Annotated in this window: 22 protein-coding genes and 1 pseudogene; all 23 read right to left on the reverse strand. The window is 44.7% G+C overall.

Translation table 11 applies throughout. The annotated features are described in order from the left end of the window. Positions 1-2: 2 nt before the first annotated feature. The 23 genes and pseudogenes from EYS05_RS05375 to EYS05_RS05480 all read right to left on the reverse strand — a co-directional run bounded on the left by EYS05_RS05375 (position 3) and on the right by EYS05_RS05480 (position 24365). Positions 3-1133: a tyrosine-type recombinase/integrase gene (locus EYS05_RS05375; protein ID WP_055155791.1), complete on the reverse strand. Its 1131-nt coding sequence runs from the start codon at positions 1131-1133 to the stop codon at positions 3-5. 168 nt (positions 1134-1301) lie between these two features. Beyond that, positions 1302-3278: an ATP-dependent DNA helicase gene (locus tag EYS05_RS05380; protein WP_055155790.1), complete on the reverse strand. Its 1977-nt coding sequence runs from the start codon at positions 3276-3278 to the stop codon at positions 1302-1304. A 21-nt stretch (positions 3279-3299) separates the two neighbouring features. Next, positions 3300-3929 carry a DUF4240 domain-containing protein gene (locus tag EYS05_RS05385; protein WP_243119234.1) on the reverse strand — a complete coding sequence of 210 codons (630 nt, stop codon included), beginning with the start codon at positions 3927-3929 and terminating at the stop codon, positions 3300-3302. After that, a complete protein-coding gene (locus EYS05_RS17605; protein WP_243119236.1) occupies positions 3893-4030 on the reverse strand; it encodes a DUF4240 domain-containing protein in 138 nt (45 codons plus the stop codon). The genes EYS05_RS05385 and EYS05_RS17605 overlap by 37 nt, the downstream gene beginning before the upstream one ends. A 525-nt stretch (positions 4031-4555) precedes the next feature. Next, a complete protein-coding gene (locus EYS05_RS05390) occupies positions 4556-5050 on the reverse strand; it encodes a DUF3846 domain-containing protein (RefSeq protein WP_138276767.1) in 495 nt (164 codons plus the stop codon). A gap of 56 nt (positions 5051-5106) precedes the next feature. Next, positions 5107-5547 (reverse strand): ECF-type sigma factor, encoded by a 441-nt coding sequence (locus EYS05_RS05395; protein ID WP_008400020.1) that lies wholly within the window; start codon positions 5545-5547, stop codon positions 5107-5109. Positions 5548-5819: 272 nt separating this feature from the next. After that, entirely contained in the window at positions 5820-6539 is a 720-nt protein-coding gene (locus EYS05_RS05400; protein WP_138276768.1) for a winged helix-turn-helix transcriptional regulator, read from the reverse strand. A gap of 30 nt (positions 6540-6569) precedes the next feature. Beyond that, positions 6570-6986 (reverse strand): metal-dependent transcriptional regulator, encoded by a 417-nt coding sequence (locus EYS05_RS05405; protein ID WP_117802422.1) that lies wholly within the window; start codon positions 6984-6986, stop codon positions 6570-6572. An 18-nt stretch (positions 6987-7004) separates the two neighbouring features. Beyond that, positions 7005-8753, reverse strand: coding sequence for an ABC transporter ATP-binding protein (locus EYS05_RS05410; protein WP_138276769.1), 1749 nt, complete (start codon positions 8751-8753; stop codon positions 7005-7007). Continuing rightward, the gene (locus tag EYS05_RS05415) at positions 8754-10538 is read right to left on the reverse strand and encodes an ABC transporter ATP-binding protein (protein WP_138276770.1); all 1785 of its coding nucleotides are present in this window, start codon (positions 10536-10538) and stop codon (positions 8754-8756) included. A gap of 15 nt (positions 10539-10553) precedes the next feature. Continuing rightward, positions 10554-12020 (reverse strand): ABC transporter ATP-binding protein, encoded by a 1467-nt coding sequence (locus EYS05_RS05420; RefSeq protein WP_243119237.1) that lies wholly within the window; start codon positions 12018-12020, stop codon positions 10554-10556. A gap of 2 nt (positions 12021-12022) precedes the next feature. Beyond that, a complete protein-coding gene (locus tag EYS05_RS05425) occupies positions 12023-12796 on the reverse strand; it encodes an energy-coupling factor transporter transmembrane component T family protein (protein ID WP_055268006.1) in 774 nt (257 codons plus the stop codon). Positions 12797-12909: 113 nt separating this feature from the next. After that, positions 12910-13512, reverse strand: a complete 603-nt coding sequence (locus EYS05_RS05430) for an MptD family putative ECF transporter S component (protein ID WP_055268004.1) — start codon at positions 13510-13512, stop codon at positions 12910-12912. 146 nt (positions 13513-13658) lie between these two features. Beyond that, positions 13659-14624 carry a helix-turn-helix domain-containing protein gene (locus EYS05_RS05435; RefSeq protein ID WP_138276771.1) on the reverse strand — a complete coding sequence of 322 codons (966 nt, stop codon included), beginning with the start codon at positions 14622-14624 and terminating at the stop codon, positions 13659-13661. A gap of 114 nt (positions 14625-14738) precedes the next feature. After that, a pseudogene (locus tag EYS05_RS05440) lies at positions 14739-16028 on the reverse strand (lysozyme family protein); the annotation flags it as partial. Then, positions 16003-16281 (reverse strand): hypothetical protein, encoded by a 279-nt coding sequence (locus EYS05_RS18165; RefSeq protein WP_306800648.1) that lies wholly within the window; start codon positions 16279-16281, stop codon positions 16003-16005. The gene EYS05_RS18165 and the pseudogene EYS05_RS05440, both read right to left, overlap by 26 nt. Before the next feature lie 272 nt (positions 16282-16553). Further along, on the reverse strand, positions 16554-17273 hold the full coding sequence (locus EYS05_RS05450) for a winged helix-turn-helix transcriptional regulator (protein ID WP_138276772.1): 720 nt from the start codon (positions 17271-17273) through the stop codon (positions 16554-16556). Positions 17274-17418: 145 nt separating this feature from the next. Then, on the reverse strand, positions 17419-19179 hold the full coding sequence (locus EYS05_RS05455; RefSeq protein ID WP_138276773.1) for an ABC transporter ATP-binding protein: 1761 nt from the start codon (positions 19177-19179) through the stop codon (positions 17419-17421). Beyond that, entirely contained in the window at positions 19152-20891 is a 1740-nt protein-coding gene (locus EYS05_RS05460) for an ABC transporter ATP-binding protein (RefSeq protein ID WP_138276774.1), read from the reverse strand. Before EYS05_RS05460 ends, EYS05_RS05455 begins: the two co-directional genes overlap by 28 nt. After that, positions 20884-21546 (reverse strand): hypothetical protein, encoded by a 663-nt coding sequence (locus EYS05_RS05465; protein WP_059004508.1) that lies wholly within the window; start codon positions 21544-21546, stop codon positions 20884-20886. The genes EYS05_RS05460 and EYS05_RS05465 overlap by 8 nt, the downstream gene beginning before the upstream one ends. Further along, on the reverse strand, positions 21527-23020 hold the full coding sequence (locus tag EYS05_RS05470) for an ABC transporter ATP-binding protein (RefSeq protein WP_138276775.1): 1494 nt from the start codon (positions 23018-23020) through the stop codon (positions 21527-21529). The genes EYS05_RS05465 and EYS05_RS05470 overlap by 20 nt, the downstream gene beginning before the upstream one ends. Continuing rightward, the gene (locus EYS05_RS05475; RefSeq protein ID WP_138276776.1) at positions 23020-23760 is read right to left on the reverse strand and encodes an energy-coupling factor transporter transmembrane component T; all 741 of its coding nucleotides are present in this window, start codon (positions 23758-23760) and stop codon (positions 23020-23022) included. Before EYS05_RS05475 ends, EYS05_RS05470 begins: the two co-directional genes overlap by 1 nt. Beyond that, the gene (locus EYS05_RS05480; protein ID WP_015533385.1) at positions 23760-24365 is read right to left on the reverse strand and encodes an MptD family putative ECF transporter S component; all 606 of its coding nucleotides are present in this window, start codon (positions 24363-24365) and stop codon (positions 23760-23762) included. The genes EYS05_RS05475 and EYS05_RS05480 overlap by 1 nt, the downstream gene beginning before the upstream one ends. Between the last annotated feature and the right edge of the window lie 65 nt (positions 24366-24430).

Consider the following 24430-nt stretch of genomic DNA (forward strand, 5'->3'; position numbering starts at 1 on the left):
CTTCACCTCCTGCTTTCCAAAAACTGTTCTACTCCGTAAAGTTTGGAATATCGGCGGTAAAATTCCTGACTTGCTGTTTTCAGCTTGTCATCTAAAACATTCAGATATCGTATGGTTGTATCGAGATGCTTGTGTCCCAGTGCCTGGCTGATCATTTCCAGCGGCCAGTCTGCTTCCCACCTCGTATTTGCATAATATCTTCGAAGCATGTGCGGTGTGATCTTGATCCCAGTCTTTTTCTCCATGCGTTCAAACATATCGTAGACGCTGTCTACTCTTAACGGCTTCCCTATGGTATCCCCTTTGATGTTAATAAACAGGTATTCCTGTTTTTGCAGGATGTCCCAGTATTCCCCGATATAATAAAGCAGGAATTCAAAGGTATCATCGCTCACCCGTCCTCTTCGCTCTTCGGCATTTTTTGCTCTTGCATCGTTTTCATTATCATCCCGGAAGTCTACCCGGATCTCATGGTTTTCGTAATCGATGTCTTTGGTATAATCAATTCCCAAAATTTCACCGATGCGGAATCCCAGTTCCGATGTCAGTAAGATCAACACCTGATCCCTGCAGTTTGTACAGGCTTCTAAAATCGTTACGATTTCGTTCCGTTCGGCTGCCCGGACGTTTCGTTCCTCTTCTTTTAAGTATCCTTTAAATGACCGGGAGCGGATGGTTCTTCTGACCCCGATGGCATTTGCCTTTGTGATCGGCTGATTATAGGATAATACCGACAGGCAGGAACCGTTATTTCTGACTACTTCTAAAAAAGAATAAAACCTGAACACTTCTTTTAAGTAAGCGTTACAGGTTTTATTCTGCGGTTCTTTATCCAAATTGTCGGTATGTTTCCCAGCTTTCAGCCATTTCAGATATTCTGCGAAAAAATCATATTGCGTTTCGTAATCCATTCCATAGACATCTTCTGCTTCATGTTCTTCTTCCAGCAGATATTCCCAGTAGTAGGCAAGGGCAAATGCATTTCTCCGTATAGTATTCGGGGAACGGTTTGCCCGCACCTGATGCATTAGATACTTGCTTGGCAGCAACACAATTTCCAGTGTTTCCATATCCCGTATAAAGAAATATTTTACGGAACCTTCTCGCTGCATTTCCACTTTATATCGCTTCATGTTGTCTGCCTCCTTTCCTCTAACGCTATACACAGTATACCCAACTCATGCCAATAAAGCTATCACCAATACCACCAATTCGCTCCAAACCGCCCCTGAAATACCACTAAACTTTTTGTCCTGTCTGCTACCCGGATCTGGGCAGAACCAATAACGCCACGGATGTTCTCAGCTATAGTACCGCTCCACTTTCCGGCTTCGGATAAAATTTTCTACTTCTTCGATCCGTTCTGCCATCTGGCACTTTGGCAGTGCTTCCAGAACATCACTCCGATACCTGCCTTTCTTTGCTGTCCGGTGATCCAAAATGGACACAACGCAGGTGTCCTGCTCCGTGCGGATTGCCCGGCCGAATCCCTGCCGCAGCTTCTTCTGCATATCCGGGACTACGATGGTCTGGATGTAGGATTCCAGGGATCGGTACTGCTCCTTTTGTGCTTCATGGATGGGGTCCGGAACAGAAAATGGCAGTTTTACGATGATGAGAGACGATACCATGTCCCCCGGAAAGTCCACACCTTCCCAGCAGGAGCCGGCTGCGAACAGCACTGCATTCTCCATCTTCTTAAACCGTGCAATCTCTTCCTGGGAGTTTCTCCATACCTGCACCATCGGGAACGGGATCTGATCCCGCAAAAGCTGATGCACATTTCCCATCAGGGTATAAGATGTGAACAGTACCAGCGTATGCCCGTAAGTGGAACACACCAGATCACGGATCTGCCCGGCAAGCTGCTCGGCCTCTTCCCTGCTTCCCTTTTTCATAGGTCTTAAATGCTCCGGGATGTAAAGCAGACAGTTCTCTTTGTAACAGAATGGGGATTCTGCCACACACTCCCGGACGCCCGTTTCTTTTTCCAGCCCGGTCATCTGTCTGGTTCTTGCAAACCCGTTCCCGGCTTTTAAGGTGCCGCTGGTTAAGATCGCCGGAAATCCCCGGCTCCATAAAGTCGCATCCAGATACTTCGGGATCTCCCGGTTGACTGCCATAAAGGTTAAATGTCCCCGGCTGTCCTGCTGTAAAAACAAAATATATCGCTTGTCGTTCTTTAAAAACCATCCGAACAGCTCTTCCATCTCTTCCATCCGCCGAAAGATCCAGTAAGGAATATTCCCGGCAAGCCTTTTGATCATAAGCTGAAGCCTTTCCTGCATCTGGGCTAAGGCTGTGCCAGCTCCCGGCGGAAAATAAAAACTTTCTTTTCCAGCCATGTCCTCTGTGCCATCTTTCCGATGCTTTCGGATCTCCGCCTGAAGTGCAGAAAACCCTTCCATCAGCCGTTTTCCATCCGTGCCTTTATGCTCTCTGCCTAAAAAGTAAGCAATCTCCTGCACATCTTCCCTTCCAATGCTTCTTCCATACATCTGGCTGGCGGCTTCCGGGAGTTTATGGGCCTCATCCACAACCAGAGCCCTGTAATCTGCCAGAAGCGGCCGGTACCCATTTGCCCGGTGCATGGCATCTGCCAGAAGATAATTGTGATTGCAAATCTGTAAAAAAATGTCCTCTTTCCTGGAACTATCCAGATGCTTCTGATAACGGCATTCTACTTTTCCCGGACACTCCCTAGGGCAGAATTTTGGTACGCACACCAGCCTGCGGTCAAAACCGCTCAGGTTATGTACGGAATCTAAATCAAAGTTATGCCGGAGGGACTTCAATGCCTCCATCTGTGCCTGATTTTTATTCTTGTCCCGGACTGCCTCTAATCTCTGGGCCAGCCTGTAATCGCATACAAAATGTTCCTTTCCCTTGCGGACGACTGCTTTTAATTCTCCCTGAAGCAGATCTGCTTTTAACAGTACATCCGATAAGAAAGGAACATATTCCTCTATGATGGCTTTCTGTAAGGCGATACTGGAAGTGGATACCACTACAGACCGCCTGTCACATCCCGAATAACCGGAATGCAGTACACTATATTTCCGCATCAGGATGCAGGCTGTCAGATAGGCATAGGTCTTTCCGATGCCGACGCCTGCATCACAGAGCGTGATTTCATTTTTCATAAGGGCATCCAGCATTTCATGGCAGAGACGGATCTGTTCTTCCCTTACATGAAGCCCGGCTTCCGGGAGAAGCTCCCGAAAGATCTGTTCCACTTCGCCATGTGCCCTTTTCTGATATTCATTTTTATAACACATTACTTCTCCTTGCCAGAAAGCTTATCTTACCGTACCCTTACGGACGGGTCTGGTCGCTTCCGGTGTATTTCCCTGTTCCTGCATTTTCTTTATGGCAGCATTCCCTCTTGCCATCATCCTTCGGATATCCGTCCGGGAAACATTCCATGTCCTTATTTTCTGAGGAGCTTTCCTTACCTGCTCGGATAAATGGCATTCACAGAGTTTCGGATATACCACCATTGCTTCCGGTAATTCTAGCGGATACTCGATCATGGGATGGTACACAATATCCCGGATCACCTGCTCATAACATTCCATCTGCATTCTTGCCGTACTGTCCTGATAGATATTTTTCCCTTTCATGGCACTGTAGACCTGCGATGAGATGTATCCCAACGCTTCAAAACTACAGTACCCATACGGAGTCACGCCGGAAAGGGAATCCGGATCTTTTAAGGCATTCAGATAAACTTCTTTTCCCTGGGCGATCAGCCACATCCGAAAATCGGAAAAACTGTCATCACTGCACCCTGCTTCCATCATAATACCTGCCGCTGTCCATAAGCCGTACTTATAAGCCGCATCCCGGTAACTGTAAACAAGATTGTGGAATTGGAGGACATCCTCCGGTGTCATGGTGTCATATAGAAGAGCTGCTGCTTGATCCACACTGCCGAAGCATCCAGATCGGTGCCGCACACTTCCTTTGCTTTTTCAATCAGATTCCAGAATTGATCCTTGCTCATTCCACTTCTTTTTGTTTCTTCCATCTGTTCTCTCCCCTTGATGTGACGTTAATACCACAAGAATACGGCTGTAGTCTCCTACAGCCGCATGGTATCTGATATCAACGACACACTTCTTCATTGATTTCTTTTTTATCTTGCTGTTCCGCATTTGACCTCGCACCCCCGGAACTATCCCTGTATTTCTTCTGGGAAAGGGGACACTACAGGCGGGCGGCTGGCCTGCCGCCGCTCACAGATGTCCTGGGGGTCTTTCTGATTACAACCCGGAGTCCATCTTCCGCTCTCTGGCTGGTAACGTGTATCATTATCCCCCATCCGTGATCCTGGCGAAAGGCTGCCACCGCCTTATTCACAGCTATGCTTTCTCGCTCCAAGTCTAAGAATCTTTACCCTATACTTAATCATGGCGCTCATACTGTCACGCTTCTACGGTTGGGAACGTACCTGTAGTGCCGATATTCACTTGCCAAAGAACAGCCGAGGGATGTCCCTCTGCTTACTAGCCGATGGCAGTGTATTTTTTTATTCACTTCACAAAAAAATATTTTATCTTGCAGCCCCGGATCTGTTTTTCTTCTTTGCCGGATTCTTTTGTTTTGCATCGTTCTTCCGGCTTTCTTTCTGTTCTTTTTCTTCTTCCGGCGGCATCTTCATCACATGGAGTTCTCCGTTAAACAGAGTAAAAATTTCCGGTGACTGGTATTTTTCTTTAAACTTTTCAATCTGTTCCGGTGTCAGCGAAGTAAAATCATCTTCTGTCAGCCCTACTACAAGGAAAGTCCCGGCTATCGCATCATAGACCTGTCCATGATCATCATATAACGCCCGGTTCAGTGGCAATCCCTCAAATTTTCCATTGCCGTTTAAAAGGATTCCAACTTCATCATCAAACGGATAGGTCATTTCAATGTCACCGCCTACCGCCTGCTGCAGATCCTCCAGCTCATTTGGGATGTGCTTGACATAGGGGGCCTTCATCGGCTCGACTACCAGTACCGTCATCATTTCTTCCTGCATTTCGGACACTTCTTTCTCATCCATCGTATCAATCCTCCTGTCTGTTCGTTCTAATAGTCAGCCGATGAGAACCTTTTGTTTTATTCAAATTTCATGGACTTTTTGATCTTTTCCCTTAATCTCCGCAGTCTTGTATAAACCGTCTGCTCCGGCAGTTCCATGTGATGACTGATCTCTTTTGGTGCATATCCCATCATCTTCAGGACAATCATCTGAAGAGTTTTCTTATCAGTTGATAACAGAATCTGAAGCAGTTCTTCGTTCTCCACGGTATCCAGCAGGGCTTCTACGCTCTCCGGCTGGGACTCTTTGGTTTCTTTTTCTTCCAGGAGCAGTTCCATACAGTCCAGAAGCGAGGTCTGGTGTTCCCGGAATCTCCGCTCTGCATTGAAATCGTCCCAGTCATACTCCCGAAGCTTCTGGATCGTCTCTTCATCCACGCCCTGTTCACGCAGGATCTTCTCTTCCTCTGCTTTCCACTGGTTCCATCTATATTCTTCTTTTGCTTTATTGTAAGCCACTTATGTTTTCCTCCGATCTGAATTTTTGCGAAATCAAATCGGAGTGTGGCGGTGCTCTGGTCCGTTCTTCCTGTCTACAGGAATGTCCGGCATTTCTGCTGTCTCCCTGCAAACACGGATCTCCTTTGTAATCATATCTTTACAAAGGCACAGTGTATCGGATGCACCTGTCAGTTAACGGTCAGGAAACTGTCAATTGACGGTCAGTTTTTATCACCTTCTTTCCAGAATAAATAAAATAAGACGAATAATCTTTTTACGGATCATTCGCCTTACTGTTGTTCGTTTTCTTTATTCAATTCAAATTTGTAACCTATATCCCTGACACTGACGATACAATTCCCAGCACCATCTTCAACAACATTCAGCTTTTTTCTCAGTCGCTTTACCAGACACCAGATGATATTTTTAATATCACCAACAGGATAATCTTTCCAGACAAGCTGGTAAATCTGTTCAAACGTGTATACTCTCATCGTTGTCGCTGCTAATAAGTATAAAAAATTATATTCTTGTCGTGTTAAATGTAACGCTACATCATTCCAAAATACTTTATGTTTCTTATGATCCATTACAAGTTTTCCCTTATCAATCATCGTTTCGGATTGCTTTTGAGTTATTTTTTGTTTATTATTTCGTCGTGACAATGAAAAAATCTGCAGATCTACTTCTTCTGTAGTGCTATTTATATCCATTACACAGTCTGCACCAGCGTATATTAATTCTTTTTTCCATGACATACACAATAAAGAAGAAGTATCCGTCAAAATAATAATTGGTATCTGCGTTATCTTTCTAATAGCAGATATAATATTACTTATGTTCTCTTTATAAAGGATCACTCCTATTATAAGCACATCATAAGAAAATAAACTCAAATTATGCAGTAAAATTTGTAGATTTTCTGCATAATCTGAGTTTATCTCATTGAATAGTTTTCGATATGATTGATTGTCAAAATATGCTAATATCTTGTATTTTGTGTCTTTCATATTTAATCTATTTTAGCAAAGCAACATTTTCTATTTCTTCACAGGAAAATTATCAAATGTATTGTCAATTTTTTGTGCAGCAATCCCTCTCATCGCATGCTCTTTCAGTTTTTGAAAACTTTCATCACTGACTGCATGTTCCATGCGACAAGCATCAACTTCTGCAGTTTGTGGATTAACTCCAACGGCTATAAGTTGATAGGTAAAAAAGCAATGGCGTTCGTAAATTTTTTCAGCCACATCCCGGCCAAGGTCGGTCAGGTGTATATAATGGTTTTCGTCTGTTGTCAAAAAACCGCCCTCTCGTAAAGTTCCTACTGCGTAACATACGCTGGGTTTTGAAACCTCCATGTACCGAGCAACATCCACGGAACGCACCATACCGAGCTTCTTTTGAAGTATAAGCACGGCCTCCAAATAATCCTCTCCGGCAGTATGAAGTTTCATAGGCAGCTCCTTTCGTCATTAAGCAAGACTCCAGCCAGCCGCACTCTTTCGGATATTGACAAAATCCTGATAGATACCAGACTGTTTCAAAAGTTCCTCATGGGTTCCTTGCTGTGCAATCTGGCCGTTGTCTATAACTAAAATCTGATCGGCGTTCTGGATGGTATTTAGGCGGTGAGCGATTACAAGCAGGGTCTTTCCCTTCACCAATTCGGAAATAGCCTCCTGAATATAGCTTTCATTGTCCGTATCTACACTTGCGGTAGCTTCATCCAAAATGACAATAGGCGCGTCTTTCAGAATACAGCGGGCAATCGAAATACGCTGTTTTTCGCCGCCGGAAAGTGTTGCACCGCCCTCACCAACCACCGTCTGGAATCCGTCGGGCAAAGCCATAATGAAATCATAGCAGCGGGCTTTTCTGGCCGCCTCATAAACTTCTTCTTCCGTGGCATCCGGCTTTCCCATGATGATATTGTTGTAAATAGTGTCCTGAAACAGATACACGCGCTGGAATACCATGCTGATCTGATCCATCAATTCCGACAGAGGTACATTGCGAATATCCACGCCCCTTATCGTCACATTGCCGGATTTTACATCCCAAAGTCGCGCCAGCAAGTTTGCAATGGTGGACTTACCGCTACCGGACGGTCCAACCAGCGCTGTCATAGAATTTTTCTTCATGGCAAAACTGATATGATGCAGAACCTCTTTATCCTGATAAGCAAATGTAACATCGTTGAGCAGGACTTCCGGCTGTCCCGGCTGTGCCTGAGCCGGAATATGCTGCTTGCCGTTGTCGGAAAGTTCCGGTTCATCCAATACCGCTTCAATACGATCAAGGGCAGCGTTCATAACGGTTAGTCTGGATGCTTCTCCATAGAGAGCCTTCAACGGGCCAAAAAGATCAAATACAAATAGCAGAACACCCAACACATAAGCCAAAGAAAGCGCACCGCTCTGTTCCAACACAATAGACAGGCCGAAAATTGCCGCAATACCAATACCGTAAAGGATATTCAGCCCCATTGTCCACGGGGTCATTTTTCGTTCAAAGTCAAGCGATGTATTTCTGGAACGCTTGAAATTGCCGGACAGTTCTTCGGATTTTTCTCCAAGCAGGTTATAGCTCTTAATAACACCAATGCCCTCCACAAAAGACAGCACCGCATCGGTCAGCCGTTCACTCTGCTCCTGACGGCCTGCTGCTTCTCGTAGGGAAACTTTGTTCATTCCCTTAGATACCAGCCATGCTAAAATAGTAACTATCGCAGCGATCAAGCCAAGCTGCCAATTCAGATAAAACATGAACGCCAGCAAAACCAGCGAGGACAGCAGATAGCTCATCATGTTTCCCAGCGTACTCATAGCGACTTCTTCAATGAACACCATGTCGGTACTGAGGACAGAACTGATCTTGCCAATATTGCCGGAAGTGAAATATCCCATCGGAAGTTTCCGCAGATGGCCGCCCAATTCGATACGCTTGTCAGCGAACATCAAATATCCCGCTGCACTTTGCAGGCTGTCACTAAGATAATGGACGAGCATCTGAACCAGCACAATAGCGGCAAGACCAAGTCCCACATAAAGGCAAGTCTGCCCGGTAATGGTCTTGTTTGCAAATCCACTCAAAACCACAAAGGCCAGAAAAATCGGCATTTTGGACAGAATGGATTCCAGAAACGCACAAACAAATGCGCCCTGAATACGGCTCTTATAACGGCCGGAAAGTTTCAATATTCTTGAAAACAAAGCAAACATTTATTTCCCCTCCTTTGCAGTGTGTACTTTCCACTCGGCGCTGTCTTGTGCCGCTTTCCACAACTTTTGATATTCAGGGCAGGACTGGATCAGCTCTTGATGTCTGCCCGTTGCAACCAGTTTTCCGTGATCCATAACACAAATCTGATCTGCGTTCATAATGGCTGGTAATTTGTGTGCAATAACCACAAGGGTCTTACCTTTTACAAGCTCTGCAATAGCGGCCTCCATCTTTTCTTCGTTTTCAGGATCGGCATAGGCAGTTGCCTCGTCAAGCACCACAATAGGAGCATCCTTTAAGATTGCCCTTGCCAGAGAAATACGCTGGCGCTGACCGCCGGAGAGCATTTTTCCTGCATCACCAGCCATCGAATGAATACCCTGCGGAAGTTTCTCAAGGAACTCCATACACTGAGCTTTCTTTGCGGCCTCCACCACTTCTTCATCCGTTGCGTTCAGCCGACCAAGCCGAATGTTTTCGAGCAGAGAGGTATTGAACAGGTATTGATCCTGTGCCACATAGGAGATACGGCTGTTGAGTGCTTCAAGACTCATATCGCATAGTTTCTGCCCACCGATGGAAATACTGCCTTTCTGTGGGTCATAATAGTGAATCAGCAGTTTCGCTAATGTACTCTTGCCGGAGCCAGATTCACCAACAAGGGCTGTTTTCTGTCCAGCTTTTGCCGTAAAGGAAATGTCATGGAGAACTTCATCCTCAATTACAACAGGCTTTCCATCCGGGCCGGGCTGTGTGGCCTGATAAGCGAAAGAAACATGGTCATAAGTAATGGTGTCATCTTTCCCGTGGAACGCATCTTCTGTCTGCTGGAGCTCCGGCGCATCCAACACCTGCTCCAATGCAGAAATTTTATAGTTAAGCTGGGGCATGGTAGGCAGGAAACCGAGAGATTTCAGCAGCGGCATACCAATACTTAAAGAAAGACACAGTACCAAGATCAAATTAGGCAGAGTAGACCAGCCAGAGAGAACGAACCATGCGCCAACAGGCAAAGTCAGAATAATGGTGCATGGAAGCAGACTGCTGTAAATTGCCATCCACGGCCACGCCGCCTTGTACCACGCCAGAGTATAGTCCCGATAATCTGATACATCTTTGCGGAACCGCTCATAGGAATCTGCGTCCTTATTGAATACCTTGACAACTTCCATACCGTTAATGTACTCAATAATGGTATTGTTCATCTTTTGTCCGGCCATGTAGTAAGGCCCCATTTTCTTCATGCCAACGGAATACATCGTCATCATGGCAATCAGACTGATCGGAATGGATGCCAGCGACAGAAGCGCCAATTTCCAATCCACAAAGAACATTGCCACATAAACCGCAATAGGGATCATCAGGTTTGCAATTCCCTCCGGCATAGAGTGAGCTAGCAAAACTTCCAGACTGTCTACATCATCCACGAACAGCTTTTTGACTGTGCCGGTGCCTTTATCCTGAATGACACCGAGGGGCAGCTTTTCAAACCGTTTTTGAAGTGCCGTCCGCAGACGGAGCAGCGTGTCGTAAGCGGCTTTGTGAGAAAGATTCAGCCCCCAGCCATAGAAAAGGGCTTGCAGCACCAGACACGCCAAGACAAGAACCACGCGCAAAATGATAAAGGATGCTTCAATAGATTCACCCATGACCAGCGGCGCGATCACCTGATAAGCCAGCACAAAGGGCAAGACACCCATCAGGACGCTGACCAGCACGATGGCCGTTGCTGCATAAAGCCCCTTCTTATGAGGCCCTGCATACTCAAATACTTTTTGAAACATAATTCCAACCTCCTATCAGGTAAAATATTTTTCGGACAGCGTTTTCAAAATTTCTGGTGAAAGCCTTTGATTTTGAATAGCCCCGTCATCATCCAACTGAACCACCTCCGTACAGGTACGGACAATAAACTCAAAATCGTGGGACACCACAAACACGATCACACCAGAGCCTGAAAGCTGTTCGATCAGTTTGCTGACACGCACCATAGAATCATAGTCCAAACCACTGGTAGGCTCGTCAAAGTAGATTACCGGGCTGCCCTTTACGATTGCCGCACCGATAGTAACCCGTTGCTTTTGACCTCCTGAAAGGGATGCCGGATGCCGTTCCCGGTAATCTGATAGTTCCAGTGCTTTCAGTGTTTCATCCACTTTTTCTTTGCAATCGTCCCTCATTCCAAGGGATAGTTCTTCCTCCACGCTGCTGGCAAAAAGCTGATAATCCGTATCTTGCATGACAAGATAGGAAAGTGACCGCCGCTGGCGTGGTGTAAGTTTTTTTCCGTCAAAGCAGACCTCGCCGCGCTGCTGCTTTAGCAGACCCGTTAAAATAGATAAGAGGGTTGTTTTTCCAGCTCCGTTATGGCCCAGAATACCGATCACATCTCCTGCATGAGCTTCAAAGCTGACATTTTGAAAAATATCCGGCCCCTTCTTGTAGGCAAAGCCTAAATTGTGAACATTCAGCCGATGTGTCTCATCCTTTGTGTGCGGCTTTTCCTGATAATGTTCTGCATCGCGTTCCGGGTATGCTGTCCGCAGGCCATAAGAAATTCGTGTTTCTTCAGGCAGAGAGCAAAACTGTTCCCTTTTGAACTCATGCTCAATTTTTCCATTCTGAATCAGAAAGGCTCGGTCAATCAGATCGCGCAAATAATAAAAACGATGCTCTACCACAAAAATGGTGTATCCAGCGTGTTTCAGTTTTCCCATAATTTCTGCCAGCCGTTTGGTAGCGGCATAGTCCAGATTGGCCGATGGTTCATCAAAAATATATACTTTTGGCCCCAGCGCATAGACAGAACCGATTGCGATCTGTTGTTTTTCCCCGCTGGATAAAGCAAAGATACTTCTGTTTAAGTAATCTACCAATTCCAACTCTTTCGCCGCTTTTGCAATACGGTCAATCGTTTCCTCGCGGGGCAGTCCGAGGTTTTCGCAGCCGAAAGCCAATTCTCGCGTGGTATCCGTCATAAAGAACTGAGAACGTGGATCTTGGAATACCGTTCCAACCTGTCCTGCCAATTCAGACGGCTTCATTTCCAGCAGCGAATGGCCATCCATAAGCAGATCGCCTTGGATTTCTCCGGGATAAAAGTGCGGAATCAGACCATTAAGCGAGCGGATCAGGGTTGTTTTGCCGCAGCCGCTTCGCCCAGTCAAAAGAATAAATTCTCCTGTCTGTACGGTCATATCAATGCCACGGAGGGTAAAGTCTTTGCTTTCTTCATAACGAAAGCTAAAATTCTGAAATGAGATCATCGTCACACCCTCCATAAAATGATTTCCCCGATTTTAGTCTGGTCAATAAACAGCAACCCGACCAAAAAGAGGATACCCAACAGCGATACCACAATTTCCCGCCACGAAAAACGGATTGGCCGCAACGCATATCGTTTGCATTCCAACTCCAGACCGCGTGTTGTGCCGGATGCAGCCAGTTCATCGGTAACTTTCAAGCACCGCATTAGCAGAGGTATCAAAATGTATTCTATGGTTGCTAACGGATGGGATACTCGTTTCCACACGGTATCGCTGATACCGCGAATATCCATCGTGCTTCGGATTTGTCGATATTCAATCCGTAAAGTAGGGATATATCGGAACATAACAACAAGGGGGATTGTGACTGCCTGGGGCAGCCGCATCCGTTGAAGTGCCACCATTAAGTCATCCATGTATGTAGTTCGCAATATCCAAAGTCCCATCATCATGATAGGAATCAATTTTAAGACCGTCACGCCGAACACGCTCATAATCACACTTAAAACCGGAACTTGGACATAACGAAGCAGGGCATTGAGATAAGCAACAATAATATAGATCACTATCATTTTGACAGCCCATTTTCCACCGTTACCCAAGGCAATAAACAGCCCATAAACCAGCATGAGCGCGAGACTGACAACTTCTCCGGCCAGAAAATAACTGACAAAACCAATGCAGACCAAAAGAAGTATCTTGCAACGTGGGTCGAGGAGCGCAGAGCCATGTAGGGGCTGGCGCTCAATTATTTGTTTAATTTGTGCTTCTTCCATTCAAATGTCTCCCTATAAAAATCAAAGCGCGGGACTGTTCTCAGCCCCACGCTCTGAAGTCAGGCAGCCCGCTTGCCTGTATTGCCTGATAAAGTTTCAGGGGGCTGATCCTGTTATTTTACTGAAACAAGTCCAGCTTTGATAAAGTGTTTTTTCAATGCTTTCTGACCGATAAAGCCACCAATCAGACCGCCCACCAATCCGGCAGCAACAATGACTACCAGCATGGGAACGGAAGTAATGTTCAACATTCCCTGAATGTACTCCGGAGCAATATTGTTTTTCTCCATTGCTCCGACAAACGCGCTTTGAAGAAATTTGATAGGGCAGATAGCACTAAAAGCAAAAATAGCACTGAACAGCGCATAGGCTGTCATCATGGACTTCATTGTAATTTCATTCCGGCTCATAACCAGGAAATCGCAGATGACACCGCCAATTATCAAACCGATAGGAATGAACCAGAAAGCACCCACCAGCAGAAACAGGATAGCCTGAATTGCGGCGCAAATGGTAAACACGCCTTTCTTCGGTACCTTAGCCAGTAGAAGCATCATAACGATACCATTCGGGATTGCAACAACGGATGGGTAAAATACATTTGTTACCGGGCCAGCCACGCTCATAATGGTGCTGATAATCATGCAAATAATCCACATAAGGGCCGTTAAAACACCGATGAGAATAAAATCTTTCGCATTTAACTTTTGTTTCATAATACTTATTCCTCCTCCCTTTATTTGGAAAATAAAAAATGCGATGTGGTTAATCGTCTCTAACCACATCGCAAATTGTACCAATTTTCGTCGTTACATCCAACCCAAACTCGATTTCATTCTACCCAAAATCGGTATTTTTAGGTTTAGCCAATCGTATTTTCATCTTTATAATTCTTGGGTATTACCCCATATTTCTTTTTGAACGCAGCCGCAAAGTTGCTTGGTTTTGAATATCCAACCAGCATCGCGATCTGACTTACGTTCAAGTCACTTTCCAAAAGAAGCCCCGCAGCCTTTTCCAGTCTTTGATCTATAATATATGCGTGAACCGATGTTCCAAATAAAGAATTAAATCCTTTCGTCAGTTTAGAAACACTGATATTTACCTTTTTCGCCAATTCCTCACAGCTTGGTGCAAAAGCAAGCTGACTGTCAATAATCCTTTTTGCTTCGGTAATCGAATCCCTGTCACTTTTGGAAATGCTAATATGGTTCGATGAAAGAATACTGAGTTCCAATACTTCACTTAAATATACAGACAGCAATTCAAAAACTTTACTTTCCAAGAATAAATACCCTAAACCACCTCGGTATTGCGTAAAATCTTTTACCTCCGCAAAAATGTGCTCCATATACGGGGTAACGCTCACTTTTGAAATCCCTGTCAGTAATTTCTTTTCATAAGCGTTTATTTCACTATCTTCAAAGTAGTCATTCAAAATTTTGTGAAAATATGGCATGAGAATTTTTATATTCTTAAAAAGGAAATCTTTCTTCCCAGAATAACACAAATATTCCATTTTACCATGTCCCCGATAAATGCAGGATTCGCCTTTCTGGATGCTGACACTTTGACGTGCATCTGCAATATTCCACGATACGCCATCATTGAAGCAGAATAAAAGTTGAATATAATCTTCGCAGCTTACACCCTGCACATTCATATCTGAAAAATAGTTCATTTTCCAGTCTGATACAACAGCTCCTTGCTTTGTAACAACTTGCGAAATCTGACCTGTTCCCATATCAGCCGGAATATCTATTGTCACTGTCTGCGGAGAGTTGGAGAGCAGATCGTGATACAGCTTCGTCATATATTGGTTTGTCATTGTGCGCCCTCCTTTTCTAGTTAGTTGAAGCTAATCACATAATACTTTATATTTGTTTTTTAGTCAAGGTAATCTAAACTATTGACTACTCTCTAAGAGTCAACATATTAATTTTCAAAGTATACCATATCCCATGATCGTTCCGTTATTGATATCGTAGCTTCTCTGGTTCACGGCATCACTGGAGTTTCCCTCTACGGTGTATACGGTACTGCCCTCGGTTTTCTCCACGATTCCTACATGGTCTGAGGTTCCATCTCCGTTCCAGTCAAAAAAGATTAGGGTTCCGGGCTCTGGCGAGTATCCTCGGCTCTTCCATTTTCCCTTGTTCTGAAACCATGCGATTCCGTCATCACACAGAGAGAACTTCGGCATCTTACCGTTTTCGATTAATCCTGCCTGATCTCCACACCAGCTGGCAAAGCAGGCACACCATGCTACATGGCTGTCAAATCCATACCACGACCAGAACTTCTGGCCACCTTCATTTCCAAGCTGGGTAAGTGCCACAGATACAATCTGGCCGTTGCCTCCAAACAGGCCGGCAAACAATCCGCCGCTAGAATAATACCGCAGGACGTGAGGGACATATTCTGGATCCCCATAGGCACTCCAGCCATGTGAAGCCGCCTGTTCATTGGAAAACTGCAAAGCGTTTTCTGCACTGTAGCCCCCATAGTTTCGGAGAGCCCACGTTATGTATCCGTTACCGTAGTTATATCCTTGCAGAGACAGTTTCAGCTTGTCCATGTCCTGGGGACTAGTGCATCCGGCTTCCTTCAGGCAGTCCGCATAATATTGGATTCCCACTTGTATGGAGTAATCTGCATCCTGGATGGCATTGGGGCTGTTGGAGTACCGGGTGTTGTATGGGCACTCACTGCTCTGCATGGGATCGGTTCCCCGACCGCCGGATTCCTGCATCATGATCGCCTGTATCACCGAGACGTATTCGGGGATTCCATACTGATTGGCGTATTTCTGGATGGTTGATGTGTAGGAAAGGACTTCCTGGCTGAGTGCTTCGCTGCTCTCTGAGCTTCCCGAAAATGCGGCACCGCCAATAATTCCGACTATGATAACCAGAAGCAGAACCATGACCGCTCCGGCGGCTCCCAGTGCAGCTATCATGGACTGTACGGTTTTCGCTGCCGCTTCCACGGCGGCCTTGGCTGCCTTGAAGGTATTCTCCCCTGCCCTTGCCGTTTTCTGTATCCTGCGTACTCCATCGGAAGTCTGCAAAGCTGCTTTCTTCGCCGCCTGTTTCGCTGCCCTTCGTTCCATCTGCTTCTGCATCCGGGCTGTCAGGGCGTCGGAGCTGACCACACGGAGCTTCTGTTCTGGCTGAATGCTGATCTTCGCAGACGGAGGGGCTGTCTTAATAGTACGCCTCTGTATATTCTTCGGTATCCAGCAGGGCTTCTACGCTCTCCGGCTGGGACTCTTTGGTTTCTTTTTCTTCCAGGAGCAGTTCCATACAGTCCAGAAGCGAGGTCTGGTGTTCCCGGAATCTCCGCTCTGCATTGAAATCGTCCCAGTCGTACTCCCGAAGCTTCTGGATCGTCTCTTCATCCACGCCCTGTTCACGCAGGATCTTCTCTTCCTCTGCTTTCCACTGGTTCCATCTATATTCTTCTTTTGCTTTATTGTAAGCCACTTATGTTTTCCTCCGATCTGAATTTTTGCGAAATCAAATCAGAGTATGGCGGTGCTCTGGTCCGTTCTTCCTGTCTACAGGAATGTCCGGCATTTCTGCTGTCTCCCTGCAAACACGGATCTCCTTTGTAATCATATCTTTACAAAGACACAGTGTATCGGATGCACCTGTCAACTAACGGTCAGAAAACTGTCAATTGACGGTCAGTTTTTATCACCTTCTTTCCAGAATAAATAAAATAAGACGAATAATCTTTTTACGGATCATTCGCCTTACTGTTGTTCGTTTTCTTTATTCAATTCAAATTTGTAACCTATATCCCTGACACTGACGATACAATTCCCAGCACCATCTTCAACAACATTCAGCTTTTTTCTCAGTCGCTTTACCAGACACCAGATGATATTTTTAATATCACCAACAGGATAATCTTTCCAGACAAGCTGGTAAATCTGTTCAAACGTGTATACTCTCATCGGTGTCGCTGCTAATAAGTATAAAAAATTATATTCTTGTCGTGTTAAATGTAACGCTACATCATTCCAAAATACTTTATGTTTCTTATGATCCATTACAAGTTTTCCTTTATCAATCATCGTTTCGGATTGCTTTTGAGTTATTTTTTGTTTATTATTTCGTCGTGCCAATGAAAAAATCTGCAGATCTACTTCTTCTGTAGTGCTATTTATATCCATTACACAGTCTGCACCAGCGTATATTAATTCTTTTTTCCATGACATACACAATAAAGAAGAAGTATCCGTCAAAATAATAATTGGTATCTGCGTTATCTTTCTAATAGCAGATATAATATTACTTATGTTCTCTTTATAAATGATCACTCCTATTATAAGCACATCATAAGAAAATAAACTCAAATTATGCAATAAAATTTGTAGATTTTCTGCATAATCTGAGTTTACCTCATTGAATAGTTTTTGATATGATTGATTGTCAAAATATGCTAATATTTTGTATTTTGTGTCTTTCATATTTCTATTTTAAAAAAGCAACACTTTCTATTTCTTCACAGGAAAATCATCAAATGCATTGTCATTTTTTGCAAAGCACACTTTCTTGCCGCATGCTCTGATATTCGCATGTGATCAGGTACAAATGTGGGGCATTCATATTGCCCTATAATTTCCAACTTTTAATGGATTTTTCTTTTTCCCACATAGTTTTATAAAGAGGCACTGATTGCAATAATTCATCATGTTTTCCGCAGCCCTGCAAAACACCGTCAGATAAAACAAGTATTTGATCTGCATTTTGGATATAGGACAAAGTGTGTGATACAAGGAACACCGTTTTCCCCTTAATCATTTCTTCTATGCCCTTTTGTATTGCTACGGCATTTTCAGCATCCAGACTGGAAAGCGCCTCATCCAAAAGAATGATCGGGGAATCTTTCAAAATTGCCCTCGCAATAGCGACACGCTGACGCTCACCACCGGAAAGGCTTGCACCGCCCTCGCTGATAACCGTTTGATAACCCTGTGGGAGTTTTTCTATAAATTCGTGACAGTGAGCCTTTTTTGCCGCCTCTATTACCTGCTCGTCCGTTGCGCTCTGGTTTCCCATCCGAATATTATTCATCATGGTATCCTGAAAAAGATATACTTCCTGAAAAACGATACTCACATGACGCACCAGATCACTATGCTTTAATGTTGCCGCATCTTTCCCATTCAACAGAATCCGCCCGTTTTTCGGCGTCACGAATCCCAGAATCAAATTAAGGAGAGTAGATTTGCCGCTTCCAGAAGGACCAACCAATGCAGTGATCGTTCCGGGGTTAGCTGAAAAACTTACATGACTAACTGCTTCACGCTTTCCATCATAGCTAAACGATACATTTTCAAACCGTACATCGGCTTGTGTATCGGCAAACTGTGTAATTCCCTGTTTTTCATTTTCAGTCGGCAGGTTGTTAATTTCCGCTATATTATCCAACGATGCGTTTGCAAGATTCATCATTGCAAAGGAACCCATCAGAGCTTCCAGCGGACGGTAAAAAATAATACCCATGATTGCAAAAAACAAATAGGTTGCCGAGGCTAATGAACCAGAACGAACCATTGTAATGCCAACACCCAAACTCAAAAACAGCCCCAGATTCAGGCAGATCTTATAACCCATACTCCAATTCGTCAGCGTCGATTCATAACGGCCAGAAGCTGTACAATATCCGTCCACCTGATTCTCTACGAGCTTACCGGTTTGTTCCAGCCGGTATGCCTTGATCGTTTCCATACCCTGTACATATTCCAGCGTGGAATCAATCATTGCCACCTGTGCATTTTTCTTCTGCTCTCCCAGTTGAACCATGCTCTTTTGAAACTGCTGGTAGAGGATATAACCGGGGATGATTCCCACAAACAGAAGAAGCGCCATACGCCAGTCCACACTAAGCAGCATCAGAGCAAATACAACCGTCATGATCATGCTGGACACGAAACCGGCAATAATCTCCATGATATTCATTTCCACAAAACTTAAATCAGTTGTAAACAAAGATGTAAGCTGGCTGATCTTGTCTTTTGTAAAGTAGTATAGCGGAAACTGTTTGATTTTTGCCGCAATCGAAAGGCGTTCATCCCGCATCATGGCATAAGATACCGGGCGCTGTTTTGCAATCGTAAAGTAATAAAAAACAAAATGCAGGACAGTATAAACCAGAAACATAAGGCTATACTGTATCAGTTTTTCCCTTGTAAACGAACCGCCCAAAATATCTTTTATCGCAAGGAACAGCATGAAATATATCGCGCCCTCACAAATTGAGGTCAACGCCTGAAACAGCCACGCAAGATAAAGCTGCTTTTTACGCTCGCCTGCAAGTTCTAAGAATTTCCGTATCATAGCAATCATGCGTTTACACCTCCCATTTTCCATTGATCGGATTGCTCAAAGGCCGCCCACATATCCTGATACGGGGAGCAACGTCTTATCAATTCATCATGTGTGCCGCAATCAATCACTTTGCCTTGTTCCAGAACCACAATCGAATCAGCTTCCTTGATACTGGAAAGACGGTGCGCTATTACGAGTACGGTTTTTCCCTCTGATAATTTAGCCAGCGCCTTTTGCAGTAAATCTTCATTGTCGGCGTCAATGTAAGCCGTTGCCTCGTCAAGAATCACAATCGGCGCATTTTTCAGAATTGCCCTTGCCAATGTGATTCTCTGTTTTTCGCCACCGCTCAACTTGGTTTCCTTGTCTATCACTGTGTCATAGTCCTTTGGAAGCCGCATAATAAAGTCGTGACATACGGCATCCTTTGCTGCCTGCATCATTTCTTCCTCCGTGGCCTCTTGGTTTCCCATCATAATGTTTTCCCGGATACTCTTTTTGAACAGGAACGTATTCTGGGTCACAAAGGAGATCTGGGACATCAGATCGGATAGCGGAATCTGGTTCAGCGGTACGCCTCCCAGGCAAATCTGTCCCTCGGTTATATCCCAAAACCGGCAGATCAGGCTGGCCGCCGTACTTTTACCGCTGCCGGAAACACCGACGAGCGCAGTTACTTTTCCATCAGGAACAGTAAATGAGACATCTTTTAATACCGGCTGTCCTTCCCCATAGGAAAATGTAACGTGTTCAAACACAATCGTGTGGTCGGAAAGTTCTGCCTTCGAGATCATATCCGCCATTTCATCCAGCTTCAGAATTTCGTCTATCTTTTTTGCAACAGAAGCGTTCATGCCGATATAATCAAAGTTATTAGAAACAGTTTCCAACGGAATCAGCATGGCAAGCCCCATAAACAGATACATAATATAGCTGGCCGCTGTCACGCTGCCGGAGAGGTACATCAAACCAGCAAGTGGAAACAAGAACACAAGGTTGCTGTTTAAGTCGGCATGATTGAAAGCAACATATTTCAAGCAGCTTTGAAACCACTCTGTTACAACGGTGCTGTAAGTGCGGATGCTTTCTGACAGGCGGCCATAAGTGGATTCGTCGGCGGCAAATATCTTCAGTTCTTTCATACCGTTGACATATTCCACCGTCTTAACGCTGACGTCGGCAAACGCCTGATTAAATTCGTCCATTTTTTTCATCTGAACGATAATCATAAGAATACCGACAAGAATAAACAGAACGACCGGAATCAGCATGATACCGGCTACCCTAATGTCCAATATCGCCAGCAGGATTTCCATACATAGCGGTACAGCGAGACCAGAAATAATCTCTGGAATGTTATGGGCGTAAAATGTCTCCAACTGTTCCATATTGTCCATAATGATCGTTTTGACCTGCCCGGATGCCGTTGTTTTCACATAGCCCATTGGTAAACGGGCAATTTTACGGAACAGCTTTTTACGGGTTTCCCCCAATGTCTGGTAGGCTACCTTGTGAGAGATTTTTGTGCCGGTTCCAAACAGCAGATGTTTCAAAATGATTGCTACGGCAATCAGGCACACATATTGAAAAAGGTTCTCTGTCCGTTCATCCAGGAAACAGGTCACAATACCCCAAACGCCTAAATAGGGCAGGATGCCGCACAAAACAGACAGGACGCAACAGATCACCGCACCAATCAGGCGGCGCTTATTTTTCTTATCAATTAGTCCAAACAGGGCTTTTACATCACTCATTACAATTCATCTCCTCCTTGCGGAATAGTGAAATTCCAAAATCTGTCCGATACTCCATTTTGCCAACCAGGTATAGCAATAGTTCCATGACTTTAATACGCATAAGGTAATTGCGGTACTGTTCCGGCAGCAAGAGCAGTTCGGTAAAAATATGCTCCACACTTTTTGTTGCGGGTGCTATAAAGCATCCGCCCGCTGTAAAAAGTCCTTGAAAATCCATGTCCTCGTCAAACGCGATTGTTCCCAGCATGATATTCAGGCTGTTTATGATCTGCGGCAGATAAGCCACCACTGAAACACCAACAAAAGGTTCTTCTCCAAAATCACAGCTTTTCAGGTGGCTTGCACCATTGAAAACAGAAATATAATGGTCGCTCATAATCATCTCCGGCTGGTCGCTGAACAGCATATTCACTCGCCCATGAAAGCAATAGGTGACTTCAATAAAACGATCTATACATTGGATATTTTTTTGAATTGGAGTTGTGATATGAACATTGCTATAAACAATTTCAGCACCAGGCATCACTTCAAAGCTCTGCATGGTGCCTTTCCCAAATTTGGGAGAAATTGTATATATCTTTGAATCCTTTTCAACGGAACAGTTACCAATCAGCTCATGGAAGAACAGGAGGTCATTTTCCATTCTCCTCAAGGTTCTGCCTCCTTTCTGACCGCAAGAAAAAATCATGTAGTCGATGCAGATTGTCGGGGGAAAGTGGGTAATCTTCCTGCTGTTTTCCGTTATCTAAATGAATCACTCTTGTACAGGCTGCCGCTAAAAATTCGTAATCATGGGTTACAACAAAAATTACCTTTCCCATTTTGGAAAGCGTTTGAAATAACCCCGCAACCTGAATCATGCTGTCATAATCAAGTCCGCTAGTTGGTTCATCAAAAATTAAAACATCCTTACAGCATACCATACTGACCGCCACGGCTGCACGCTGCTTCTGCCCCCCGGAAAGTGTATTGGGATGATGAGTACGGTACTCATAAATACCCAGCCGTTCCATTGCCTGTTTTGCTGCATCCAGATCAGGATGCTTAATTCCAAATACACATTCCTTTTCCAATGTATCGGCAAATAACTGATAGCTTACGTCCTGCATCACCATATAGGAGCGTTTTAACCGGCTCTTTGCGTTCAGTTCTTTACCATCCCAAAGAATTTGTCCCGTACAGTTTGTGTGCAGGCCGCATAGTGTTCTGGAAAATGTAGATTTCCCGGCTCCGTTATGGCCGATAATTCCTATGATTTCTCCCGGTGCCGCACTCAAATTCAAATCGTCTAGAACCGGCTTTTTCTTATAGAACAAGGATAAGTTCCTGACTTCCAAAATCGGCTTTTGAGAATTTTCAGCAAAGGCTCTTGGCTGTACCTTTGACAAATCTAAAGCGCGAAGTCCCATACTATGCCGCTGTTCTTCAGGAATAGAAAGAAACTGGCTTGGAGAAAACACAGCAGATATAGCCCCGTTTTCCATATACGCAATGCGGTCAACTAATTCCCTCAGATAATAAATCCTATGTTCTGCAATTAGAATGGTCTTGCCTTGTTTCTTTAGGAGTTCAAGTGTACGCCGCAAATCCTCAATAGCATCCATATCCAGATTGGACGATGGTTCATCTAACAAGTAAATACTCGGAGACATAGCATAGATGGACGCAAACGCCACCTTTTGTTTTTCACCGCCAGACAATTCAAATATGCTTCTCCCGGTCAGATGGGCTATATCCAAATCCGCAACTGTCTTTGAAATGCGTTCTTTCATTTTTTCTCTTGGATAAGTCAGATTTTCCATTCCAAAGGAGATTTCACTGTCTGTATCTACATTAAAAAATTGAGAGCGTGGATTTTGGAATACAGACCCCACATACTCGGACACTTCGTATATGGGATAATCCTGTATATCTTTACCGTCAACATAGGTTGTGCCGGTGACTTCTCCCGCATAAAAGTATGGAATCAGTCCATTCACAAGACGGGTCAATGTGGTTTTCCCACAGCCGCTTCGCCCACACAACAGCACACACTCGCCTTTGTTGATTGTCAAATCAACATCGCGCAGTCCGCCATTTTGTAATGATTCCTGATAGGTAAAAGAAACCTTGTCAAAACGGATCATTAGCCTGCACCCCCTTTCAATTTCAGCCAGATTGACACTGACATAAACAAAGTGAACAGGATAAAGCATACAGCATCCGCAACATTAAAGTGGATTTCCTGCAAGCAGGTTCGGGGCTTCGGATTTTCCAGCCCCCTTGTAACAGCCGCCGCCGATAATTCATCCGCCACTTTCAGTGCTGACATCATCATCGGAACATAGATACATTCCACTGTTCGGGCCGGATGGGTTAGCAGACTTTTTACGGTTGGAGCTACATCGCGCATCCGCATGGCATCGCTGATATAGCCCCAGTCCTCATGCACCATAGGAAAATAACGGAGCATGACCGTCAGAGGAATAACCATTGCTTTTGGCATATGAATACGGTTCATGGTCGCCATAAATTCATTTACCCTTGTCGTGCTGACTAAAATACCTCCGAGCATGGCACAAGGAAAGATTTTACGGATAAATACGGTAAATGTTACAATCGCAATCTGCAAAGTCCCTGTCAAATAATTTGTTCCAATGATATGCAGAACAACCATTCCCGCATAGATAGCAGCCATTCTTACCGTAAACCGCTTTGCTCCTACAAGGACGCCGAGAATCACAACGCATACAACCAGCGCAATCTCATAGAGTAAAGAGGGCGCAAGGAACAACGCAACATTTCCGACGATCAACAGATATAGTTTTGTGCGAGGGTCTAAATGTAATGTGGCAAGTGTGTCTTTTGTTTGCAGTTGCATCTCCATTACACTACTCCGGCCTTTTCAAAATGCTTTTTCAATAGTTTCTGGCCTACAAGACCGCTGATAGCAGCACAGATCAACACGCCGATAATCATTGCCGGGAGCATCCAGTTTTGCGCGGTTGAAACCATTGTGTCCATATAGGTCTGTTCTGTTCCCTTTTCTACCAAATATTGCACATAGGCGTCGCGGTCAAACCAAAGCATACCGTAGGAGAAAACTGGGCTGAGAACAAAAATCATGTAGGACAACAGGTTACGCCCTTTGTTTCTAAAGTTCCCGGAACCGGCCAGCAGATCGGCCACAACGCCGAGAATACAATATGCCAAACACATAGACCAGTACATACCGAGTACGAACAGTACACCTCCTACCAAAATACCGGTGACAATGATTGGGCCATGCTTCGGCACCTTCGCCAGTATCAGCATATAAACCGGGCCGCACAGCAGCGCAATAGACAGCGGGCAAAGGAAAGTCAGTACAGGGAAGAACCCAAAGATAGCTTCGCCAATCATGGCGCATACCATGTACAAAGCAGCAAGGATGCCGGTGGTAATCAAATCACGCACAGATAGCCCTTTTTTCATTTGTTGTGAATTAGACATTTTCAACGTCCTCCTATTTATTATTTGCTGGCAGAAGCCTCATTGACCTACGCACAAAATCGTGA

Origin of the sequence: Blautia sp. SC05B48, from assembly GCF_005848555.1 — a bacterium.
Classification (GTDB): Bacteria; Bacillota; Clostridia; order Lachnospirales; family Lachnospiraceae; genus Blautia_A.